Consider the following 20675-nt stretch of genomic DNA (forward strand, 5'->3'; position numbering starts at 1 on the left):
CTACTCTACATGAACATTCGTGTTGTCCCCTCCCTGCGACAGCTTCGGCTTTTGGCCACAACCGGATGGGTGGCCGCCAGCCTTCTGCCCGCGACCACCTGGGCCCAAGATGAGGCCGACGAAACCGAGGTCTTCGAGCTGTCCCCCTTTGTGATCCAATCCACGGATGACGACGGCTACCGCGCCGCGACCAGTGTCTCGGGCACCAGCCTGAACACGCGGCTGCAAGACCTGCCGATGAGCATCCAGCCGATCACCGCCGACTTTATCAACGATACCGGCGCCACCGATTTCGACTCTGCGCTCGCCTATTCCTCCGGCGTCTTTACCGACAGCCGCGAGGCCTCCCGCGGCACCAGCGGCCCCAACGCCAACCGTAGCTCGTCCTCTTCGGAGCGCTCGGCCTCGGCCAGTGCTCGCGGCGCCCGCTTTGCCAACATCGTCAACATTCGCGGCTTCGACGTTCCTTTCCAGAATCGCTACGGCTTCCGCTCCGGCGGCCTCGTGATCGACCCGGGTGGCGACGCCACCGCGTTAGGCGGCCTGCTCGACTCCGTCAACATCGAGCGGATGGAAGTGGTCAAGGGCCCGAACTCGCTGCTCTACGGGGTAGGGGTGCTCTCGGGTATCGTCAACGTCATCCCCAAGCGCCCGATGCTGGAGGAAGCCTACGAGTTTTCCCTCGGCGTGGGCTCCTACGACTACTTCCGCACCACGGGCGACGTTACCGGCCCGATCTTCCAGAACGACGACCACTCGCTGGCCTACCGCATCCTCGGCGCCTACCAGAGCAACGCAACTTGGACGGACTGGCGTCAGGACGAAGACGAATACCTCGCCGGCCAGCTGGAATACCGCTGGAAGAACAAGCTGACCGTCTTTGGCGAAGTCCAGTACGGCAAAACCCGGCAGGAGGGCATCGGCAGCCAATGGATCTACGACGACCTGAGCGACTCCAACGACGACCTCTGGCGCAACTACTACGACGAGCAACACAACTACGCCCGCGAGACCGGCACGATCGGCGAGCTGGCCCCGATCGACTACTCCAGCGGCAATCCGCTGCACAGCACCCTCGACCAGAATGCGCGCGGCATCCAGGGCGGCGGTCTTGACTCCAGCACCCGCCTCACTGGGCCCGACACCTGGGCCGAGCGTGAGGAGATGAATTACCTGCTCGACGTGACGCTGACGCCCTTCGAGGGCTTCACCTTCTCCGTCGGCACCTACTATACCGAGACGGATACCGAGGAATTCACGGTCGATGCGCGGATCGAGAACAACCAGATTTCGAGCATCAACATCAACCAGATCCTTGACCGCGATGTGCCCGGTGTCTCCGATCTGGTTTACAGCCGCCTCAACCCCGCCGCTGGCAACCGGACCAATCGCAACCTTTCCTCGAACTACGACGACCTGAAGCTGGGTGCCTACTACTGGACTTACGAGCCGACGCATTCCGAGTCGTTTCAATGGCGCGCCCGCACGGTTTATGATTTCGACACGCCGTTCCTCTTTGATACCGAGGCTCGCCACACCTTCCTCCTCGGCTACCACTACATCAAGGACAAGGTCGACTACGTAGAAGGCAACGAAGAGGCTTTCATTGCCTGGAATCCTGAAGACCCGGCCAATGACGCGCTCCACTTCTTCGCACCCGACGACTATTCGGTGCTCCGCTACAACGGCGAACAGGTGGCCTTGGCGGGCGACTCCTACAACAACACCGAGATCTTTTTCCACGGCTTTTACGGTATCTACCACGGTCGCTTCTTTGACGACCGCGTGGGCCTGATCGCCGGGGTCCGCCACGACATCTACAACGCCAAGACCGCCCAATATGCCCGCGTGCCGATCTGGGACGGCGCCGGCAACCCCCCGGAAGGCTCAGACTACGTGACGCGCGAGCAATTGGCCACCGGCCGCTGGAGCGAAGCAGGCTTTCGCTACATCGACAATCCGACCAACAAGACCTACGGCCTCGGTTCCTACATCGACAGCTTCGACGAGGACGTCGAGGAAACGACCAAAACTTTTGCCGCCAACTACCGCCTGTTGACCGGCCTGACCGTGTATGCCCTCTACTCCGAAGGCATCGCGCCCAACACGGGCCTGATCGACGGCAACAGCAAGACCATCCCGGCCGAAAGCACCGAATCGCGCGAAATCGGCATCAAGTGGGAGATCCTGGAAAACAAGCTCACCGGCAGCCTCGCGGTCTACAACATCAAGCGTGAGAACGCCATCTGGTACTTTACCCACGCCCCGGCTCCCAACCGCTGGGAGGGCGTACCCGATGAGCTGCGCCCGCCGGGCTTTGGCGGCAATAGCGGCACCGAGTTCGATCCCACGCCCAATGATGACTATGTGCTGAATTACGGGGTCGACTCCTTCTTCATCACGGAAGAAGACCGCGAGCGTATTACCTGGATGCAAGACGGCGTCCGACTGCTGAGCAACACCCGCCCTGACGTCAGCGGGGTACCGGCTTCGACCCCCTACGTTTACCAGAATCCCGATAACCCGCGCGAATTTCTGCCTGCGACCGGCCTCTACCGGATCGAGGACCAGAGCGGCGGCAGCGCTTCCGACCGGCGGACCGTCTACTTCTTCAAATACGACGATCTCGATGCGGGCGGCCTCCGACCCATCATGGAGCGCGCCTTCAACGCCACCCAATACTCGTCGGACATCCCAGGCTCCTTCGACCCGATCCGCTATGTGCGCACACCGGCTGGTACCAGCAACAACAACACTGCTGGTAACAACCCCTCCGCCTCCCGCTCGACCGGTGCCAACGTGACGTTCGAGGACGAGGCTACCGGTTGGGACCTGTCCCTGATCTACACTCCGCTCGACAACTGGGAGATCGTCTTCAACTTCGCCCACACCGAGCGCGAAGCCCAGGGTGCCTTCAACATGTCTGACTTTACGGACCTGACGACCGGCATCTCCTATGCAGGCACGGAGTACGACCAGATCGTGCGCATCTTCGGACGCGAAGCTTTCGGCATCACCTCCAACGACACCGATGGCGATGGCGTGCCCGACCAGTTCCTCGACCAGAATGGCAACGAGATCAGCCAGAGCAACCCGCTGCGCCCGAGTGAGGCCACTGGCGGCATCGACGGGCTGAGCCTCTTTTTCCAATCCGAAGATACCGCGCGCCTCTGGACCAAATACACCTTTACCGAAGGTCCTCTGCAGCGCCTCGGCATCGGCTTTGGTGCCAAGTGGAACGGCCCGGCGCAAACTTCCATCCCCATCGGCGGCAACTCGCTAGGCGCCAACCGCTTTGCCACGCCCGAAGCCCCGGAGCGCTGGGAATTCGAAATGGGCGTCTACTACGGTTTCACCTGGAACGACACCAAATGGAACCTGCGCCTCAACGTCTTCAACCTGCTCGACGACACGTATGACTCCGCCCAGGTGCGCTATATCGACGACCTGACGGGCCGCGGCGAAGTCAACAAGCGCTACGAGCAGTATTACGCTCCGCGGACTTTCCGCCTCACGGCGTCCGTCAGTTTCTGATCACTACCACCCAAACATCCTCCACAAAGACATGAACTACCCGAAACTCCTCCCCCTCGCTCTGTGCACCACGCTCGCCGCCACGGCCTCCGCCGCCTGGCAACTGGTGGACGATTTTTCGACCGACACCGTCGCTTCCGGTGCCTGGACCTACGACATCAACCCTGTTGAAAACACCTCGCCCTCCATCGCGGTGGAAGACGGCAAGCTCGCCATTCACCCGGGCGTGGCCGACGAAAATACGCTCAACCTGGGCGCTTACCGTCAAATCCCCGACATCGACATTTTTGGCGCCGGCACCGTCTTCCTGCAGGTCCAGCAGCCAATCGTCAACGGCACCAAAGGCCAGATCGACACCGTCTGGGGCGTATCCGACCTTCAGGTCAATCAGGACCGCTACAACGATTTCATGGCGCTGATGCGCATCGAATACGATGAGTCGTTTGATGTCTACGACGGCACCACGATCGGCAGCAACCGCGTCGGCTACCAGACGGTGCTGGCCAACGGCGTGGGCGTCACCGGAGGCGTGTGGTACAATGTCTGGATCGTCCTCAATGCGGCCGAAAACGGCTACAAGGTCTACGTGCAGGGCGGGCCGGAATATCCGGAGCAGACCCTTGTCTACCCCGATCCGGCACTCCCTAACAACGACCCGGATTCCGATGGTTATGCTGGTTTCCGTAAGGTGGGCGGTTTCGACAATATCAATAACTTCCGCATCCTCTCCTCCGCTGGCCGCACGACCGACGTGATCAAGGGCATCGACCCGACCTACTTCGACAACCTCTACGTCGACACCAGCGGCGAAAACCTCGCCAACCCGCTCGGCGGCACCGCGATGGGCCCCGGCATCTTCGGCGGCTTTGCCCTGGAAGACGGCTCGGTGCACACCGGCCAATGGATGGGCCCGCTGTGGGTGGAAGACTACCCCTGGGTCTACTCCTACAATCTGAGCAAGTGGCTCTATGTGCCCGATGCCGACGGCTCGCTCGAAGCCGATGCCGGCGTCTGGCTCTGGGCTGGCCGCCCCGCCGCTGAATAAGCCTCCGGGCTTTGCTTTGGAGAACACACGACGGGTCCGACCCCCGCCCGTGTTCCCGCTCCCCCTTATCCGTTAATTCCGGGCCGTTCTGGCCTGGAGGGCGGGCGCTTGTGCCTGCCGCATGTCCCGAACTTTATGTCCAAAACCATCTTATTTGCCCTGACCGACTGGGAATGGCAGACGTTTTTCCCCGGCAAGATGCGCGCCGATGTGCTGTCGCTCGCGGGTAAAGCCGTCGTCGTCGATCCGCTCTCCTTCGATGAAGCGGGTTGGGCCCAGCAACTGCAGGATACGCAGCCCGACATCCTCGTCGCCGCATGGAAAACGCCGACGCTGCCCGACAACTGGGCCACGTTGACGGGAGGGCGCCTCAAATACCTCTGCTACCTGGCTGGGTCGGTGCGCAAGCTCGTCAACCCCCGCCAACTGGAGGACGGCCTCATCGTCACCAACTGGGGCAACACCATTTCCCGCGTCGTGGCGGAGTGCGCGCTGATGCTCGCCATCGCCTGCATGCGCCGCGCCAGCTACTGGACCATCTCCATGCACCGCGAGGGCACCTGGAAGACTCCCGACACCATCACCGGCTCGGTCTTCGAGCGCCGCATCGGCATCCACGGCTTTGGCGCGATCTCGCGCGAGCTGGTCAAGCTGCTCCAGCCCTTCGACACCACCATTTCGACCTACTCGCCGCGTGTGCCCGACCAGTTGCTGGCCGAATACAATGTGCACCGCGCCGACACCCTCGAAGACCTCTTTGCCGACAACGACATCGTCTTCGAACTGGCCGCGTTGACGCCCGAGAACACGGGAGTCGTGACGGAAGAGCTGTTGCGCCGGATCCCCGAGGGCGGGGCGTTCGTCAACATCGGGCGTGGGGCCGTGGTCGATGAGGCCGCACTGGCCCGCGTCGCTGCCGACGGCAAGATCCAGGTGGGCCTCGACGTCTACGGGCAGGAGCCGCTGCCTGCCGACTCGCCTTTCCGCCACAACGACGCCATCCTCACGCTGCCCCACCTCGGCGGCCCCACCACCGACCGCCGTCAGGATTCCGGTCGCCTCGCGATCCAGAACCTCAAGGCCTTCCTGCAAGGCGGCGATCTCGAATCCGTCGTCAACGTCGACGTCTACCAACGCGCTTCATAACCCATGACCACCCCCGCAGCATACCGAGAATGGCAACAAGCGGCCTGGGAGCTCCTGCAGCCCCTGACCGAGCTCATGCGCCCCGGCCTCTCCGAGCTGCCGCTGGAAGGGCAGGCGAGCGATCACGATGCCAATGCCGACCGTCTGGAAGCCTTTGCGCGCCCCTGCCTGCTGGCCGCCTTCTGGCTCGCCAGCAGCCCGGAGGAGCAGGACGAGGCGGAGAAGATCGCCAGGTGGTTCCGCGAAGCCCTCGCGCTGGGCACCGACCCGTCCAAACCTGAGCACTATTGGGGGCCGAACGCGAATTACCACCAGAACGGCGTCGAGATGGGGCTTTTCGCCATTGCGCTGGAAGTCGCCAAGCCCTTTCTTTGGGAGCCGCTGGACGAAGAGGCAAAGCAGCGCGTGATCCGCTGGATGGCCTCCAATCGCGGCACGGGGCACCACTGGAACAACCACTTTTACTTCGGCGTCTTCGCGCTGGAGTTTCTGGAAAGCGTTGGGGCGGGGCGCGCTTCCGACCGGCAGGCGATCGATCACTGGTTCCAGGAGATGGAGCTGATGTATCGCGGGCGCGGCTGGTTCATGGACGGCATGAACCAGAGCTACGACCACTACAACGCCTACGCCTTCCACTTTTACGGGCCCATGTGGGCCCACCTCTACGGGCACCGCAACCCCGTCCGCGCCAAGCGTTGGTGCGACTGGTCCCGCGAATTCCTGACCTCGTATCAGCACGTCTTCGCGGCCTCGGGCGAGCACCCGGCTTTCGGGCGCTCGATCACCTACCGCTTCAACGCCTCCGCTGCCTTCGCTGCCGCGCAGCTGGTCGACGCCACCGAGCTGTCGCCCGGGCGCTGCCGCCGCCTCTGCACGCGCAACCTCCGCTTTTTCCTCGACCGCGAGACGCGGCAAGGGCAGGGCGCGCTCTCCATCGGCTGGCACGATACCTTTCCGGGCGTGTCCGAGCCCTATTCCTGCGCGGGCTCCGTCTATTGGGCGGCCAAGGCTTTTGTGGCTCTGCTCGTGCCGCGCGAACACGCCTTTTGGCAAGAGCCGGAGCAGCCCCTCGTGGCTGAGCTGGAAGACGCCGTGCACGTGGTCGACCCCGCCGGGCTGATCTTCCGCACCCACGAAGGCGCGGCGGAGATCCTGAACGCCGGTTCCGAAATCTGCGCGGGCAATCGCGACAAGTTCGGCCCCTATAAGTGGGGGAAGCTCGCCTATCGCACCGACTTCGGCTTTTGCGTGGCCGAGCGAGGCGGTTATTCGCCCGACCTCGGCCTGACGGGCGTCGATCCGCGCGATGGTCGCCGCTTTGGCCGCCACTATACCGTGCCGCTCGAAATGGGCCGCTCGCACTATCTCAGCAGCTACAACCTGGGCGACCGCGAGCTGCAGGCCAACGTGTCGGTCGAAACCTTTGTCGCCTGGAAGGGCGGCTGGCTGTTGCAGGTGCACCGCTACACTGCCTACCAGCCGATGGAATTTACGCTGGGCGGCTATGCCCTACCATTGAAACAGCCCCAAGCCGCGCAATCGCTGAAGCAGCCCTTCCTGCAGGCCAGCGGAGAGGGCAGGGTGGTGGCGCTGCAGCCGCTGCAAGCCCACCTGCAGGCCGCGAGCAATTCCCGGCTGGAAGACGCCGCCCCGCGCCGTCACCTGCAGGCCCCGTATCATATCACGCCTTTGCTCACCGCTCCCGCCGAAGCCGATGAAGGTTGGCTCGCCGCCCTCTGCTTCGCCGGCTACGGTGACTCCGTGCAACCCTGGGAGGTTGTTTCGCTTGCCGCTGGCGAGTGGACCCTCCAGCACCCGCAGCTCGGCCCGTGGACCTTGCGCCACGCCTGGCTGCCCGCCCTCGACTAGACCCCATGCTGATCCGCCCCCTTACGCTCCTCCTGACCTTCGGGCTTTGCCTCGCCCTCCACGCTGCCCCTGCCGACCACGTGCCGGCGGAGGCCCCGCGCACCTGGGTGCCGGCGGGCGAGCTGCAAGGCTTCCGCGCCTTCATTGAGACGCCCGAAGGCCAGCAGTATTACGCCACGATCAAGCGCGACTTCGACGCCTACTGGATGGACTTCGCCTTCCCGGAAGAGCCCGGCACCTACGGCGATCCCGACCCCAAGAAGCGCACCGCCGACAAGGTGATCCTCTGGCGCGAAGCCCAGGACGTGAGCAACCAGATTGCGACCGTGGCCGAGGCTGCGACCATGATCTGGCTCGTCGAAGGCGATACGCGCTACCTCGACAAGGCCAAGAGCTTTCTGTTGCAGGTCTGCGAGTGGGACCCGCGCGGCGTGACGGATATTTATTACAACGACGAGGCTCACTTCCGCCTCTGGCGCAAGCTGCCCGAGGTGTTCGACCAGATCCGCGACGAGCTGACGCCTGCCGAGCGCGAGAAGGTGATCGCGGCCTTCCGCGAGCGCGGCAACCGTTCGGTGGAGTGGATCAAGCGCTCGGGCATTGAGCAGGTGAAGCGCAACTCCGTCGAGCACAAGCCGAGCAGCCACCCGGTCCGCTTCATGGCCATGACGGGCGCCTCCGGCCTCGCGCTTTGGGACGACATCCCCGAGGCCAAGGAGTGGTATGCCTTCGCCTACGACTTTTACCGCGACATCTTCACGCCCTTTGGCGGCGACGATGGCGGTTGGGCGGAGGGCACAGCCTACTGGCGCGGCGTTTATGAGCACGCGGTGTTTCAAGACGCCCTGTTGCTGATCGACGACCCGCTGGCCTACAACCAGCCGTTCTGGCAAAACACCGGCTACTTTCAGGTCTACTTCACGCAGCCCTACTTCGCGACCGGCTTTGGCGACCTGTCCAATTCCGGCAAGTTCGACATCGAGCCGGGCGTCTACCACTTCGTGCGTCACCTTTCCAAGGTGCTGCAAGACGGCTACCTGCGCGCCTGGACGGACCTCTATGACGACCCGCGCCCCCTGCCGAGCGAGTACGACCTCAAGGAAATCTACCGCGTCTACCCCAACCTGACCGAATACGTGTGGCGCGACTACGCGGTGGCCGGGCGCAAGCTGCCCGCTGCGAAGGACTTGCGCGAATTGCCCAGCAGCCGCTACTTTGCCGACGTGGGTTGGGTTGCCTTTCACTCCGCGCTGGGCCAGCCCGACGAGGATATCCACCTGTCATTCAAGAGCAGCCCCTACGGCTCGTTCAGTCACAGCCATGGCGACCAGAATGCCTTTATCCTCAATGCCTTTGGCGAAAACCTCGCCATCAATAGCGGCTACCGCGAATACCACCGCTCCAAGCACCACAAGTATTACACCCGCGAGACCCGCTCCAAGAACGCCCTGCTGATCGACATGCGCGGGCAGGACACCCAAAACCTAGCCGCGAAGGGCGAAATCACGCACTACGAGACGGGCGAGCGTTACGCCTGGGCGCGGGGCGAGGCCAAGCAGGCCTACCAGATCCTGCAACCGCAGATCGAGTTGGAGCAGGTGACGCGCGACATCGTCTTCATCGACGACCGTTACTTCGTGGTGCGCGACGTGGTGAAGGCCGACGACCCGGTGATGGTCAGCTACCTCCTGCACGCCGAAAAGCCCATCGCCAACAGCGATGCGGTCAACGCCGTGCACATCGTCAACGGGCAGGTGCATCTGGGCGTGCGTCTGGAGGCGTGGCAGAACGACTTCGAGTTCAACACCTGGCGCGGCTTCGATGTGGCGGTCGATCAGGACTATGTCGACCCCGAAGAAGTGGCCAAACGTGGGTGGCTGACGGCCCCGAACGTCGATCAGGAGCACTTCCGCGCCGACACCGCCGAATATTCGGGCGACGTCGTCATCTACTCGCTGCTTTGGCCTACCGAAAAGGCCAGCGACCTCGCCGATCTCACGCTGAAGGTGGTCGACCGCGATACGGTGGAGGTCCAGCGCCCTGGCGGCTCAACCGACCGCCTGCAATTTGGAGAAAACGAGATTCATCTGAAGTAACGTTAGGGTAAAACGTCCGGGGGAAGACCAGATCCCCCTTTCCTTAGTACGGCTGAGGAAATTAGAAGGTAGGATGAGACCGGCTGGCCAAAAGGGGGCCAGCCGGTTCTCGTTTAAGAGGGAGATGAATTTAACCATAAAAAGCAGAGAAGTCAGAAAAGGCTCCTCCTGTTCGGTTCCTTAAACAATTCTTCAATAAATAGGAGAAATCCGAATCAGGTCGTCCTTCTGCTGCCTTCCTGACCCGTTTTCTGCCTTCTCTGGTTAAACCCGAAGCCACACCCATCACGCCTCCGCCCGCTCGTCGTGGAGCAGCCAGGTGGCTTCCTTGATGTAGACGCGGTGGTGGTCCTGGAGTTCGCTGCGGTAGAGGTGGAAGGCCTCCACGCGGAAGGGCGGGGCGCTGAATTCGCGCTGCGCCTTCACAAACTGCCGCACGCTCTCCGGGCTGGCCTGGCTGACCCGCGCCAGCGTGAGGTGGGGGCTGTAGCGCCGCTTCTCCGGTTGGATGCCGAGGGCAAAGCAGGCGTCTTCGATCCGCTTCTGCAAGCCGAACAGCTCGGGATGGCCGCCGCCCAGCCCCGCCCAGACCACCTGCGGCCGCTGCACGCTCGGGAACACGCCGACCTCCTCGACCGGCAACATGAACGCACGACCGGCGACGCCTGCCATGCGCTCGATCACCTCTTCGGCCAGTTCGCCCGGCGTTGCGCCAAGGAATTTGAGCGTGAGGTGCATATTTTCGGGGCGCACCCACTGCCAGTTCTTCTGGTCGATGTAGAGGCGCAGCAAGGCCTCCTGCACGTATTCCGGCACGTCGATGGCGAAGAACAACCGGCGGTGGGGCAAGCGGGGCATCGGGCGCGCCGCATCCCTCCGGTCCATCATAGCCGCGTCAAATTGGGCGGGTCAGCCTGTTCGCCCGGGGTAGCCTTGGGAGCCTGCAGGCCCAGCAGTTCGCGGATGGCATCCAGCGTGCGGCGGGTCGCGCCTTCCTGCTCGCCAAACCAACTCCGCGCCTTGATCGACAGCTCCTGCCGCGTGTCGCCGTTTTCCAGCAGCTCCAGCACGACGGCCTGCAGCTCGGCCTCGTCGGCTGCGCGACGCGCACCGCCCGCACTCGTCATCGAGTGGGCGATCTCGCGAAAGTTGCTCATTTCAGGCCCCATGATCAGGGGACGCCCAAAGCCAGCGGCCTCGATTGGGGTCTGCCCCTGCGTATGCGGCGGCATGGATTTACCGATCAGCACCACGTCGGCCAACTGGACCAGTTGACGCAGCTCGCCCGTGGTGTCCGCCAAATAAGCCTGCACCGGCTCGGGCGCCTGATGGCCCTTCGAACGCTGGTGGAAAGTCAGCCCCGCCTCGCGCAGCTCCTGCACCACGTCGCTGGCGCGCTCGGCATGGCGCGGCACCAGCAGCAGGCGCACATTCAGGCCCCGCTCCAGAGCCACCTTGGTGATGCGCATCAGCATGGCCTCTTCGCCTGGCCAGGTCGACGAGCCGAGCAAGACAAGCGGCAGGGGAGCTTTTTCCAGTTGCCCCTGTGCGCCCCAGGCGGCGGAACGATCCTGTGGACCGGAGACCTCTGTCGAGCCGATAAAGCCCAGTTCGCGCAGCCATAGGCGACGCTGCATCTCGTTGAGCACCGGCTTCAGCTCCACATCGCACTTGATGTTGCCCACATAGTCGACCCGCGTCCTGTCGCCCAGCAATTGGCGGAAGCGCTCGCCGTCTTGTTGACTCGAAGCCAGCACGCGCGTCAGCCCGTCGAGCAAAAGGGGCCGGGCGAGCTTTTCCAGCGACTGGTAGCGGCGGAACGAGCGGTCGGAAAGGCGGGCGTTCATCAGCAGCACGGGCACGCTATCGCGCCGCGCCTGATGCAGCAGCTCGGGCCAGATCTCGCCCTCGGTCAGGATCACGATGTCGGGCTGCCAACGCTTCCACGCGAGCCGCCGGCACGGGTAAAAGTCGATCGGGAAAATCGCGACCAGCTCCACCTGGCGCTTGTAGCGCTGCCGGGCCAGCTTGTAGCCCGTGCTGGTGGTGGTGGTCAGGATCACCTCCAGATTCGGGTCGAGGCTCAGCTCCTTCAGCAGCGGGTCGAGCGCCAGAATCTCGCCCACACTCACGGCGTGCAGCCAGATGCGCTTGCTGCCGGGCAGCTTGTCCGGCTGGCGCGGCACAAAGCCGAAGCGGTGCCCGAAGTCGCGCGCGTAACCGCCACGGCGCACCATCCGCCACAGGTAATACGGCAGGCCGATGAGCAAGAGGGGCAAAAACAAGACCCGGTAACCCCAGATCAACATGCCCTTCAACACATGCAAGCCGCGCGCCGCCCTCAAGCCGAAACCGGCCCGGCTCAGGATTTTGTGCGTTGGGCGGTAGGGTGAAGAATGGGAAGTCAGCCGCAGATTCACGCAGATGGGCGCAGATAGGAAGAAGATGCTGCTACGCCGTAACTTCGCCCATGCAGGCCGGTTTGGGTTAGGCAGGTGCTGCTGTTATGACCAAGACGCAAAGTAAGAAACGGTTTGTTGGAGGATGTACCTTCTGGGCGGTGGCGGCTTGCTGCTCGGCCATCGGAGTTTTTATGTGGTTAGGACTATTCCAGATGCATGTGTCCTCAGAGTAACGAAAGCACCGCCAGCATATTTACCAACGCCAGCATTCAGGCTCCACTAACTCAATACCGTATCGACACCGGTTCTTACCCGACGACCGCTCAAGGCTTGGCGGCGCTTTGGGAAGCTCCGGCCGAGCATGCTGATAGCTGGAATGGTCCCTACATCGACGCCCCGGACGATGTGATCGACCTTTGGAGCCGCCCGTACCAATATCGCTTTCCGGGAGAACGTAACGAATACGGCGCACGGAAATACGACATCTGGTCCCTCGGCCCAGACTCTGACGATCCCGCCGACGACATCGGCAACTGGTAATCCCCATCCGCGCAAATCTGCGTCCATCTGCGGCTCAATTCCTGCCTTTCTTACTGCTCCCTAATCCGTGCCCATCCGTGTCGCATCCGTGGCCGGAATCCGCCGCGCCCACCTCCTCCCTTGACGCCCGGCGCGCACGCGCTTGTCTGTGGGGATGCCTGAAGATGCCGCCCAAGCGACGATCAGCGTGCGTCTGCTCACCCGGCTCGACCGGGAGCTGGGCTACCGCCTGCCGGAGGCGCTCGTCGGGCAGGTGGAGGTCGGGTCGCTCGTCAAGGTGCCCGTGGTGCGCCGCGTCGAGCTGGCGGTGGTGACGGCCCTCGCGTCGGATCCCAATTTCCCGCTGGAGAAGCTCAAATACGTGCACAGCCTGGAGCAGCCGTTCCCGGTGCTGACGCTCGACTTGCTGAAGCTCGCCCAGTGGATGGAGCGCTACTATGCGGCCGACCTCAACAGCATCTTCGAGACGATGATCCCCGCTTCCGTGCGGCGTGGGATGAAGGTGCAGCAGCGCGCGTTTGTCTCCATCGCCCGCACGCTGGACGCCGCAGAACTGGCGCAGCTCGAAAAGCGGGCCAAGAAGCAGGCCGAGCTTTATACGTTCCTGCGCGACCAGATCGACCCGCGCCCGTTGCCCAAGGCCTTGATCGTCAAGCGCCTCAAGACCAGCACCGCCGTCGTCGATGGCCTCGTGGCCAAGGGCATCCTGAGCGAAGGCCAGCAAGTCGTGCAGCGCGAGGCCTATGCCGACGATTTGGCCGGGGCCGAACGGGTCCGCGTGGCCAACCTCGTGCTCAACGAAGAGCAGCAGACCGCCGGTGAGGCCCTCGTGGCGAGCATCGACAAGCGCCAATTTGTGACCCACCTGCTGCACGGCGTTACCGGCAGCGGCAAGACAGAGGTGTATCTCCATGCGCTGCGGCACGTGCTGGAGCAGGGTGGGGGTGTGATCTTTCTCGTGCCCGAGGTGGCGCTGACCCCGCAGACGGTCGGCCGCCTGCGGGCGCGACTGGAGGCGGCGAGCGGCGAACAGGCCGTCGTGTGGCACAGCCTGCTGAGCGACGGCGAACGCTACGACGCCTGGCACGCGCTCTCGACCGGCGAAGCTCGGGTGGTGGTGGGCGCACGATCCGCCGTGTTCGCGCCGATCAAGGACTTGCGGCTGATCATCGTCGATGAAGAGCACGAGCCCGCCTACAAGCAGGAGGAGACGCCCCGCTATCATGGGCGCGATGTGGCGGTCTATCGCGGCTTCATCAACCAGGCCACCGTCGTGCTCGGCTCGGCGACCCCTGCGTTGGAGAGCCTGCACAACGCCTCGCAGGGCAAATACCAGATCAACCACCTTCGCCAGCGGGTCGACAACCGCCAGTTGCCGCTCGTGCACGTGGTCGACATGAAGCGCGAGCAATACAAGAGCAAGGGGCCGCCGCTCTTCAGCCGTCTGCTGGCCGACAAACTCTATGACCGTCTCGAAAAGGGCGAGCAGTCGATCCTCTTTATCAACCGCCGGGGCTACGATTCCAGCGTGCGCTGCCCGGACTGCGGCTGGGTGGCCTACTGCGACCATTGCGCGATCACCCTCACGCACCACCGGCACGACAACCACTTGCGCTGCCACCTGTGCGGGGCCGAGCATCCGGTGCCGAACGTTTGCCCCGAGTGCAAGAGCCCGAAGATCCACTATCGTGGCTCCGGCACGCAGAAGATCGAGGACTTTGCGCGTCGCCTGCTACCGAGCGCCCGCGTGCTGCGGATCGACGCCGACACGATGCAGCAGAAGCACAAATTCCGCGAAGTGCTGGCCGACTTCCGCGCGGGCAAGGTCGACATCCTTGTCGGCACCCAAATGATCGCCAAGGGTCTCGATTTCCCCAACGTGACCCTCGTCGGCCTGCTCGATGCCGACCTGACGATGCACTTGCCCGACTTCCGCTCGATGGAGCGCACCTTCCAGCTACTCGTGCAGGTAGCCGGGCGGGCAGGGCGAGGCGAACGCGCCGGGGAGGTGGTCGTACAGACTTATCTGCCGCACTCCGAGCCCATCCAGTTCGGACGCCAACAGGACTTCGACGGTTTTGCGAAGGACGAGCTGGAGCGGCGCCGCGAGTTCGAATACCCGCCCTACCGCCACCTCGTCCACCACCTCCTGCGCGGCCCCAATCCCGACAAGGTGGCCTTTTACGCCAAGGAATGGGTCAAGCACATCGAGCAAGAGCTGCTGCCGCACGACCCAACGCTGGAGATCCGCGGGCCCGCGCCCTGCCCGGTGGAGAAGATCAAGGACCACTACCGCTTCCAGATCTGGTATTTCACCCCCAGCGCCGCCCGCCTCGTGCCCAAGCTCAACGCCCTGCGCCAGTCCTTCAAGTGGGACTCCGAGGTGATCGAGATCCTCGACGTGGACGCGGTGAACCTGATTTAGTATCCAGTTGATTGGACCTTTTCCCAGTGGCACCCCTCCAGGGTGCAGACTCTAGCTCGGTCCTATCCGGTGGTGTCGGACGCCAAGCGTCCTCGACCACCGGCTATGTCGTTGGCATCCCGCCGGGATGCTGCATCATCCAGCAAGCCAGAGGCTTGCTAGCTCGTAGCCTGGGGTTGAGGTCCGCATCAGCGGACCGACACCCCAGGTTATCAAGGTCAAGAAAGCACCCTGGAGGGGTACCACCAAAGAATTGGCAAACGGTCAGATGGGTAAGACCTGTTTCCGTCTTTATCCACTCAACGAGACACGAGCGGACACAAAAAAGCCGCTCCCGAAGCACGGAAGCGGCCGATCTTGAAAATCGAATCGTCGAGCTTTTACGCCTTGCGACGACGCCAGAAGGCGAAGCCGAGCGTGGCGAGGCCGGCGAGCGCGGCATAGGTGCTGGGCTCGGGCACGACAGGGGTGGGTTCGGGTGCCCCGTTGGCGCTGATATTGCCGCTCATGCGGGATGCAAACATGCTGGCCAGAAAAACATCACCCGTAAACTCACCGATGCCGGCGGGATTGAACTCGGGTTCAGGATCAAATTCAATGCTGGTGGCGAAGAAGGTGAGGGTGTCGCCGACGCTGACAAAAATGCTGTCGATCGCAAGAATGCCGTCGTATGCGCTCAGGTCGTTCCAATCGCTGTACACGCTGTCATAGAGATAGTAGGCGCCGGCTGAGAGGACGGGTCCGTCGTTGATCTGATAGGAGATCGAACCGGAGGAGTAAGCCAACCTCTGGGTGGTATAGCTTGCTGACCATTCATCGAAAGCGATGTAATCGACCGTGCCATCGGTCGAGATGGTGAAAGTCAGGTCGTTGGTGAACTCGAGCGTGCCTCCGGTGGTGAGAATCTCGGGGCTGAGGTTGATGGCGCCATAGGCAGTCGAAGCCGCGACAGCGGCGAGTGAGACAGCGGCAACGACCGCGATGCGTGTTTGGAGCGACATGGACATATTGGTTTATGAGATGCGGGCTCTCGCCAAGACAACGGCTAATTGTCTTGATGCCCTTGGAGCTAGATCGGTCAATGTCCCTTACGCCTCGGCAGACTTATTGTTATTTACAATTTTTTGCTTCTATTTACCACGTAAGGGCGGATGTCCGCTGCGTCGTGAAGCCGACGTGGGTCTTTTCCGGATTATCGTTCTCCCTTGCAGGCCTTAGGTGGAGCGCAAAAAAGCCGCTCCCGAATTACGGAAGCGGCTGTTCTTGAAAATCGAATCGCCGACCTTTTACGCCTTGCGACGACGCCAGAAGACGAGGCCAAGGGTGGCGAGGCCGGCGAGAGCAGCGTAGGTGCTGGGCTCGGGCACGGCGACGGTCGCAACTTCCCAGGTGCCGATGATTTCGCTGCCAGCATTGTCGGTCGTGATGTTGCCGCTGTCACCCCAGGTCGGCAGGAATGACTCGATGGAGGACAGGTCGAAAATGGCGTAGCCGGTGAAGGCGGTGCTGGTCGTGCTGAAGGTTTCGACCTTGCCGGAACCGGTACGCAGGATCGCGGTGGTCTGCGACGGGCCGGAACGGCCGCCCAGGATGCTGTCGAGGATATCGCCGGAGGAGGGGCCTTGCAGCGTGGTTTCGAGCGCGCTGTAGGTCGTCGTGCCGGGGTCGACCGTGAAGAAGCCCTTCAATTGGACGGGGAAGTTGGCGGCATCGCTCGTGGCATTGATATCGGCAAAATTACCGGTGGCGGTGATCACGACCGCGCTGATGTCGGTCATGTCGATGGTCAGCAGGACAGCTGCCTGTGTTTGGATCGCAGCAGCGAATAGTGCGAGGAGGGTCAGGAATTTTTTCATAGTAAAATGGATCAGGCCGTCTACTATGGGTAATTATCCCCAGGGTGCAAGATTTAGAATAAGGCTGATGTTCACATTGCGTTTATAGTCATAGGTTTAACATTGTTTTTAATTGCTATGCCCCCGTTTTTGTCCGCAAAAAAAAAACCGCTTCCGATTTTCGGAAGCGGCTGGTAAAAACGAACCGTAAGACGCCCTTACGCCTTGCGACGATTCCAGAAGGCAAACCCGAGCGTGGCAAGGCCGGCAAGCGCGGCGTAGGCCCCGGGTTCGGGCACGGCGGGGGGAGCGTCGACGCTGACGATAGAAGAGACGCGTTGCGCGGTGTTGATATCCACCAGGAAGACTTCGCCCGTAAAGGTCTGAACCGCTTCAGGGTTAAAATCTTCGGTGGCTGCGTAAGTCTCCCAACTGCCGGCCAGGACCATAAAGGTATCGCCCGCGACAAGATCATACGCATCGAGGGCGAGGTAGCCGCTATTTAGTGACATGTCCAAGAGCGAAAAGGGCAGGTCGTCTACAATATAAGGGTTGGAGAGTGCCTGCAAAGGACCGTTGTTGATTTGAACGTAGATAGGGTCGGCCTGATAAATATCCAGACTGCCGTAGCCACCATCACTGTTAACCCACTGGTCGAAAGACAGGATCAAGTTCTGCGTGCCGCTGGTATTGATCTCCAGCGTGATGTCTTGCGTGATCGTGAAGACGCCTCCGGTCGTAAGAACATCACCTGTAAGGCTGATTGCTGCATTGGCAGTCGATAAGGGTGCCAGCACGGCCAAAGGAGTTGAGAGGAAAGCGCGTAAGATTAGATTCATGAGAGACATAACTTTTGATTTTATCAGGTGGTTCGCTCGTTAGCGAAGGGCGCTGCTGGAGGTGTGTCAAGGCTGTTTGCCCCATCTGATTCATGGGGTTCTGTCTGCGTTTTCTGACGCGCGGAGATGGAAAAAGCTATCCCCCGGAGTTTTCTAGCGGCAAATGCCGAGCGGAGTGAGGGCCCCCATAGGTTCCCAGGTACGGGCAGGAAAGTGCGGTCGTGTCAGCGGAGCTCGGATGGCGTTCGGGCGAGCGTCTTTTGCGCTAGCGCTCTCCGCTGGTTCGCCCTAGCTTGCAGAGCGATGTGTCGCCCATATCGCTGTCTGGTGGTCCTCTGGAGCCTGCTCTGCTTTGCCGGCTGCAAGCAGACCAACGACGACACGATGCTCGAGCTGGCCAACGTGCTCGTCTACTACATGCCGCCCAAAACGACCGGCGATGCGCTGCTGGCCCTGGAGCGCGACGAGTTCGGCGCTTACGACGAGGCAGTGCGGAAATTCCTGGGCCCCCGGCGCGTCGTTTCCACCCGAGCCCAGTTGGGCCGTGTCTATTACTTCTACGGCTACTACCCGGAGGCGGTGGCGTGGCTCGACGACCCCTCCGTCTGGGAAGGCGGGAGCCGGATCGAGCTGGAAGGCGCGCGGCTCTGCCTCTTCAGCGCGGTGCTGACCGGCCAAAGTGGCTCCGAACTCGCCCCTATGGCCGCACTTTTCGAGCGGGGAGACCCAATGCCGGCCTTGGTGCGCCGCCTGGCCGCTGGCGAGGCAACCGTTTTCCGCCGCATCCTCGACGAGGCAGCCATGATGACGTGGACGCCGCGGGAGCGGGGCAGGACTTTGCCCGTGCCGCTTTCTTACCACGATTTTCTGGCGCGCTACACTTTACAGCGGGGGCTGACGCTTTCCGCCACCGAGGCCCGGATGCTGTTCGACGATGCGCTCAAGTTTTACCTGAAGGATGAAAGCTGGGAGGCGCACGTGCGCAAGATTCCGCTACAGGCAGACGATCCCAGCCAGCGGCAGGCGCGCCCTTACCTGCTGTCTTTGCTCGCTTCGGCCGCGCTCTATTATCAAGCGCAGGGAGACGAGGCCCAGCGGGAGCAATGGCTGGAATTGCTCCGCGAACTCGGTGAGCTCAACGTGCGCGAGCTGCCGCTGGAGACGTGGAATCAGATCCAGTGGGCGCAAAAGCAGGCCGAGCCTTCGCCTTCGCACTAAAAGCTGCGCATCGAGCAAAAGGCTGCAGAATGTATTCGGTATTTTGTTACGACGCACCAGCCATTCTAATACGGGCTGCCATCTCCTACGTTCTGAGGCCCCACGGGTTGATCCGCGACGGGCAATTCGTCAAATGAGGGGCGCGTTGGCTGGGTTTGAACCGGTCGTGTTGCCAACGATTAGCAACAGTTCTTGACCACCCCGTTTTGTGCTGACCAGAATGAATGCGCTCCGACGATGAAATTGTTTACCCAGGATTTCGATCCCACCACCGAACCCCGTTGCGCCGTCACCCCCGACACCGCCCGTAAGCTGATCGCGCTCGGGCTGGACGTCAGCCTGGCGGCCGATACGGGCCACGCTTCCATGCACCCCGACCGGCAGTTTACCGACGCCGGTGCTTCCATTGCCCCCGATGCCTCCGCTGCGCTTGCCGCCGCCGACATCGTGGCTGCGGTGGACAAACCCACGCCCGAGACCATCGCCCGCCTCAAGCCCGGCTCGTGGTTCCTCGGCATGATCGACCCCTTCAACCGACGAGACCTCTTGCAAGCCTTCGCGGCGGCACAGGTCAAGGCCGTGAGCCTCGAGATGATCCCACGCACCACGCTGGCGCAAAAGATGGACGTGATCAGCTCGCAGGCCAACCTCGCCGGCTATGAAGCCATCATCGAGGCCGCCAAGGTCAGCCGCAAGCTCCTGCCGATGATGATGACCCCCGCCGGCACGATCTCGCCCGCCCGGGTCTTCGTCATCGGGGTAGGGGTGGCCGGCCTGCAGGCGATCGCCACCGCCAAGCGCCTCGGCGCGCGCGTGGAAGCCTTCGACACGCGCCCGGTGGTGGAAGAGCAGGTCAAGTCCCTCGGCGCCAAGTTCATCAAGATCGACCTTGGCGAGATGGGCCAGACGGATCAGGGCTACGCCAAGGAGTTGACGCCCGAGCAGCTCGAAAAGCAGCGGCAGGCTCAAGGCGACATCTGCGCCCGCAGCGACATCGTCGTCACCACCGCCAAGCTCTTCGGCCGCCCCGCGCCCAAGCTCATCCTGCCCGATGTGGTGGCCAGGATGCAGCCCGGCAGCGTCATCGTCGACCTCGCGGCGGAAACGGGCGGCAACGTCAGCTGGACCGACAACGAAGCCGAGCTGAAGGCGGCTGGCGACATCGTCTTGACGGACAACGGCGTGACGATTCTGCGTTACGCGAAGTTCGAAAACCTCGTGCCCACCCACGCCAGCCAGGTCTACGCGACCAATATCTACAACTTCATCGAGCACTTTTGGGACAAGGAGGCGAAGACCCTCAAGCTCAACCTCGACGACGAGATCCTCAAGGGCTGCCTGATGACGAACGACGGGCAGATCATCCATCCCAAATTCCAGCAAGCCTAAGCCATGCACGACCTGCTCCTGCTACTCTTTATTTTTACCCTCGCGGCCTTCCTCGGCTTCGAGTTGATCGCCAAGGTGCCCAGCCAGTTGCACACCCCGCTGATGAGCGGCAGCAACGCCATCTCGGGCATCACCATTGTCGGCGCCATTGTGGCCATCCTCGACAACCCCGTCGGCAGCGTCGCCTTCCTCATCGGGATCGGCGCGATGATCCTCGCGGCGGTCAATGTCGTCGGCGGCTACCTCGTGACGGACCGCATGCTCGGCATGTTCAAGAAGAAGGACAAGCCGGCGCCCAAGGCGTAGCCCCCTTCGCATCAACCCCTTTCCGGTTACG

General features: G+C 62.5%; 15 protein-coding genes. 10 read left to right on the forward strand and 5 right to left on the reverse strand.

What is annotated here, in order from left to right; genetic code table 11:
- The first annotated feature begins 9 nt into the window (after nucleotides 1-9).
- From Q7P63_00220 to Q7P63_00240, 5 genes are all read left to right on the forward strand, one after another.
- The gene (locus Q7P63_00220) at nucleotides 10-3534 is read left to right on the forward strand and encodes a TonB-dependent receptor plug domain-containing protein (protein MDP0498501.1); all 3525 of its coding nucleotides are present in this window, start codon (nucleotides 10-12) and stop codon (nucleotides 3532-3534) included.
- A 31-nt stretch (nucleotides 3535-3565) separates the two neighbouring features.
- A complete protein-coding gene (locus Q7P63_00225; protein ID MDP0498502.1) occupies nucleotides 3566-4579 on the forward strand; it encodes a hypothetical protein in 1014 nt (337 codons plus the stop codon).
- A gap of 135 nt (nucleotides 4580-4714) precedes the next feature.
- Nucleotides 4715-5725: a hydroxyacid dehydrogenase gene (locus Q7P63_00230; protein MDP0498503.1), complete on the forward strand. Its 1011-nt coding sequence runs from the start codon at nucleotides 4715-4717 to the stop codon at nucleotides 5723-5725.
- 3 nt (nucleotides 5726-5728) lie between these two features.
- The gene (locus Q7P63_00235) at nucleotides 5729-7594 is read left to right on the forward strand and encodes a DUF2264 domain-containing protein (GenBank protein ID MDP0498504.1); all 1866 of its coding nucleotides are present in this window, start codon (nucleotides 5729-5731) and stop codon (nucleotides 7592-7594) included.
- Between the two features lie 5 nt (nucleotides 7595-7599).
- The gene (locus Q7P63_00240; GenBank protein MDP0498505.1) at nucleotides 7600-9690 is read left to right on the forward strand and encodes a heparinase II/III family protein; all 2091 of its coding nucleotides are present in this window, start codon (nucleotides 7600-7602) and stop codon (nucleotides 9688-9690) included.
- 285 nt (nucleotides 9691-9975) lie between these two features.
- Here Q7P63_00240 and thpR read toward each other — a convergent pair whose 3' ends face one another.
- Both thpR and Q7P63_00250 read right to left on the reverse strand, forming a co-directional pair.
- On the reverse strand, nucleotides 9976-10548 hold the full coding sequence (thpR, locus tag Q7P63_00245) for an RNA 2',3'-cyclic phosphodiesterase (protein ID MDP0498506.1): 573 nt from the start codon (nucleotides 10546-10548) through the stop codon (nucleotides 9976-9978).
- 26 nt (nucleotides 10549-10574) lie between these two features.
- Nucleotides 10575-12110: a glycosyltransferase N-terminal domain-containing protein gene (locus Q7P63_00250; protein ID MDP0498507.1), complete on the reverse strand. Its 1536-nt coding sequence runs from the start codon at nucleotides 12108-12110 to the stop codon at nucleotides 10575-10577.
- Nucleotides 12111-12308: 198 nt separating this feature from the next.
- Between Q7P63_00250 and Q7P63_00255 the strand changes: the two genes are divergently transcribed.
- Nucleotides 12309-12632 (forward strand): type II secretion system protein GspG, encoded by a 324-nt coding sequence (locus tag Q7P63_00255; GenBank protein ID MDP0498508.1) that lies wholly within the window; start codon nucleotides 12309-12311, stop codon nucleotides 12630-12632.
- Nucleotides 12633-12786: 154 nt separating this feature from the next.
- A complete protein-coding gene (gene priA / locus Q7P63_00260) occupies nucleotides 12787-15057 on the forward strand; it encodes a primosomal protein N' (GenBank protein ID MDP0498509.1) in 2271 nt (756 codons plus the stop codon).
- 380 nt (nucleotides 15058-15437) lie between these two features.
- Here priA and Q7P63_00265 read toward each other — a convergent pair whose 3' ends face one another.
- From Q7P63_00265 to Q7P63_00275, 3 genes are all read right to left on the reverse strand, one after another.
- On the reverse strand, nucleotides 15438-16058 hold the full coding sequence (locus tag Q7P63_00265) for a PEP-CTERM sorting domain-containing protein (protein MDP0498510.1): 621 nt from the start codon (nucleotides 16056-16058) through the stop codon (nucleotides 15438-15440).
- A gap of 285 nt (nucleotides 16059-16343) precedes the next feature.
- Entirely contained in the window at nucleotides 16344-16913 is a 570-nt protein-coding gene (locus Q7P63_00270) for a PEP-CTERM sorting domain-containing protein (protein ID MDP0498511.1), read from the reverse strand.
- A 197-nt stretch (nucleotides 16914-17110) separates the two neighbouring features.
- Complete coding sequence (locus Q7P63_00275; GenBank protein MDP0498512.1) at nucleotides 17111-17731, reverse strand: PEP-CTERM sorting domain-containing protein; 621 nt, start codon at nucleotides 17729-17731, stop codon at nucleotides 17111-17113.
- Between the two features lie 303 nt (nucleotides 17732-18034).
- On the opposite strand from Q7P63_00275, the gene Q7P63_00280 reads away from it, so the two are divergent.
- The 3 genes from Q7P63_00280 (at nucleotide 18035) to Q7P63_00290 (ending at nucleotide 20644) form a co-directional block, all read left to right on the forward strand.
- Nucleotides 18035-18949: a hypothetical protein gene (locus Q7P63_00280; protein ID MDP0498513.1), complete on the forward strand. Its 915-nt coding sequence runs from the start codon at nucleotides 18035-18037 to the stop codon at nucleotides 18947-18949.
- A 237-nt stretch (nucleotides 18950-19186) separates the two neighbouring features.
- A complete protein-coding gene (locus Q7P63_00285) occupies nucleotides 19187-20338 on the forward strand; it encodes an NAD(P) transhydrogenase subunit alpha (protein ID MDP0498514.1) in 1152 nt (383 codons plus the stop codon).
- A 3-nt stretch (nucleotides 20339-20341) separates the two neighbouring features.
- The gene (locus tag Q7P63_00290) at nucleotides 20342-20644 is read left to right on the forward strand and encodes an NAD(P) transhydrogenase subunit alpha (GenBank protein MDP0498515.1); all 303 of its coding nucleotides are present in this window, start codon (nucleotides 20342-20344) and stop codon (nucleotides 20642-20644) included.
- The last annotated feature ends 31 nt before the right edge of the window (nucleotides 20645-20675 follow it).

This window comes from Verrucomicrobiota bacterium JB022, from assembly GCA_030673845.1.
Lineage (GTDB): Bacteria > Verrucomicrobiota > Verrucomicrobiia > Opitutales > Oceanipulchritudinaceae > WOUP01.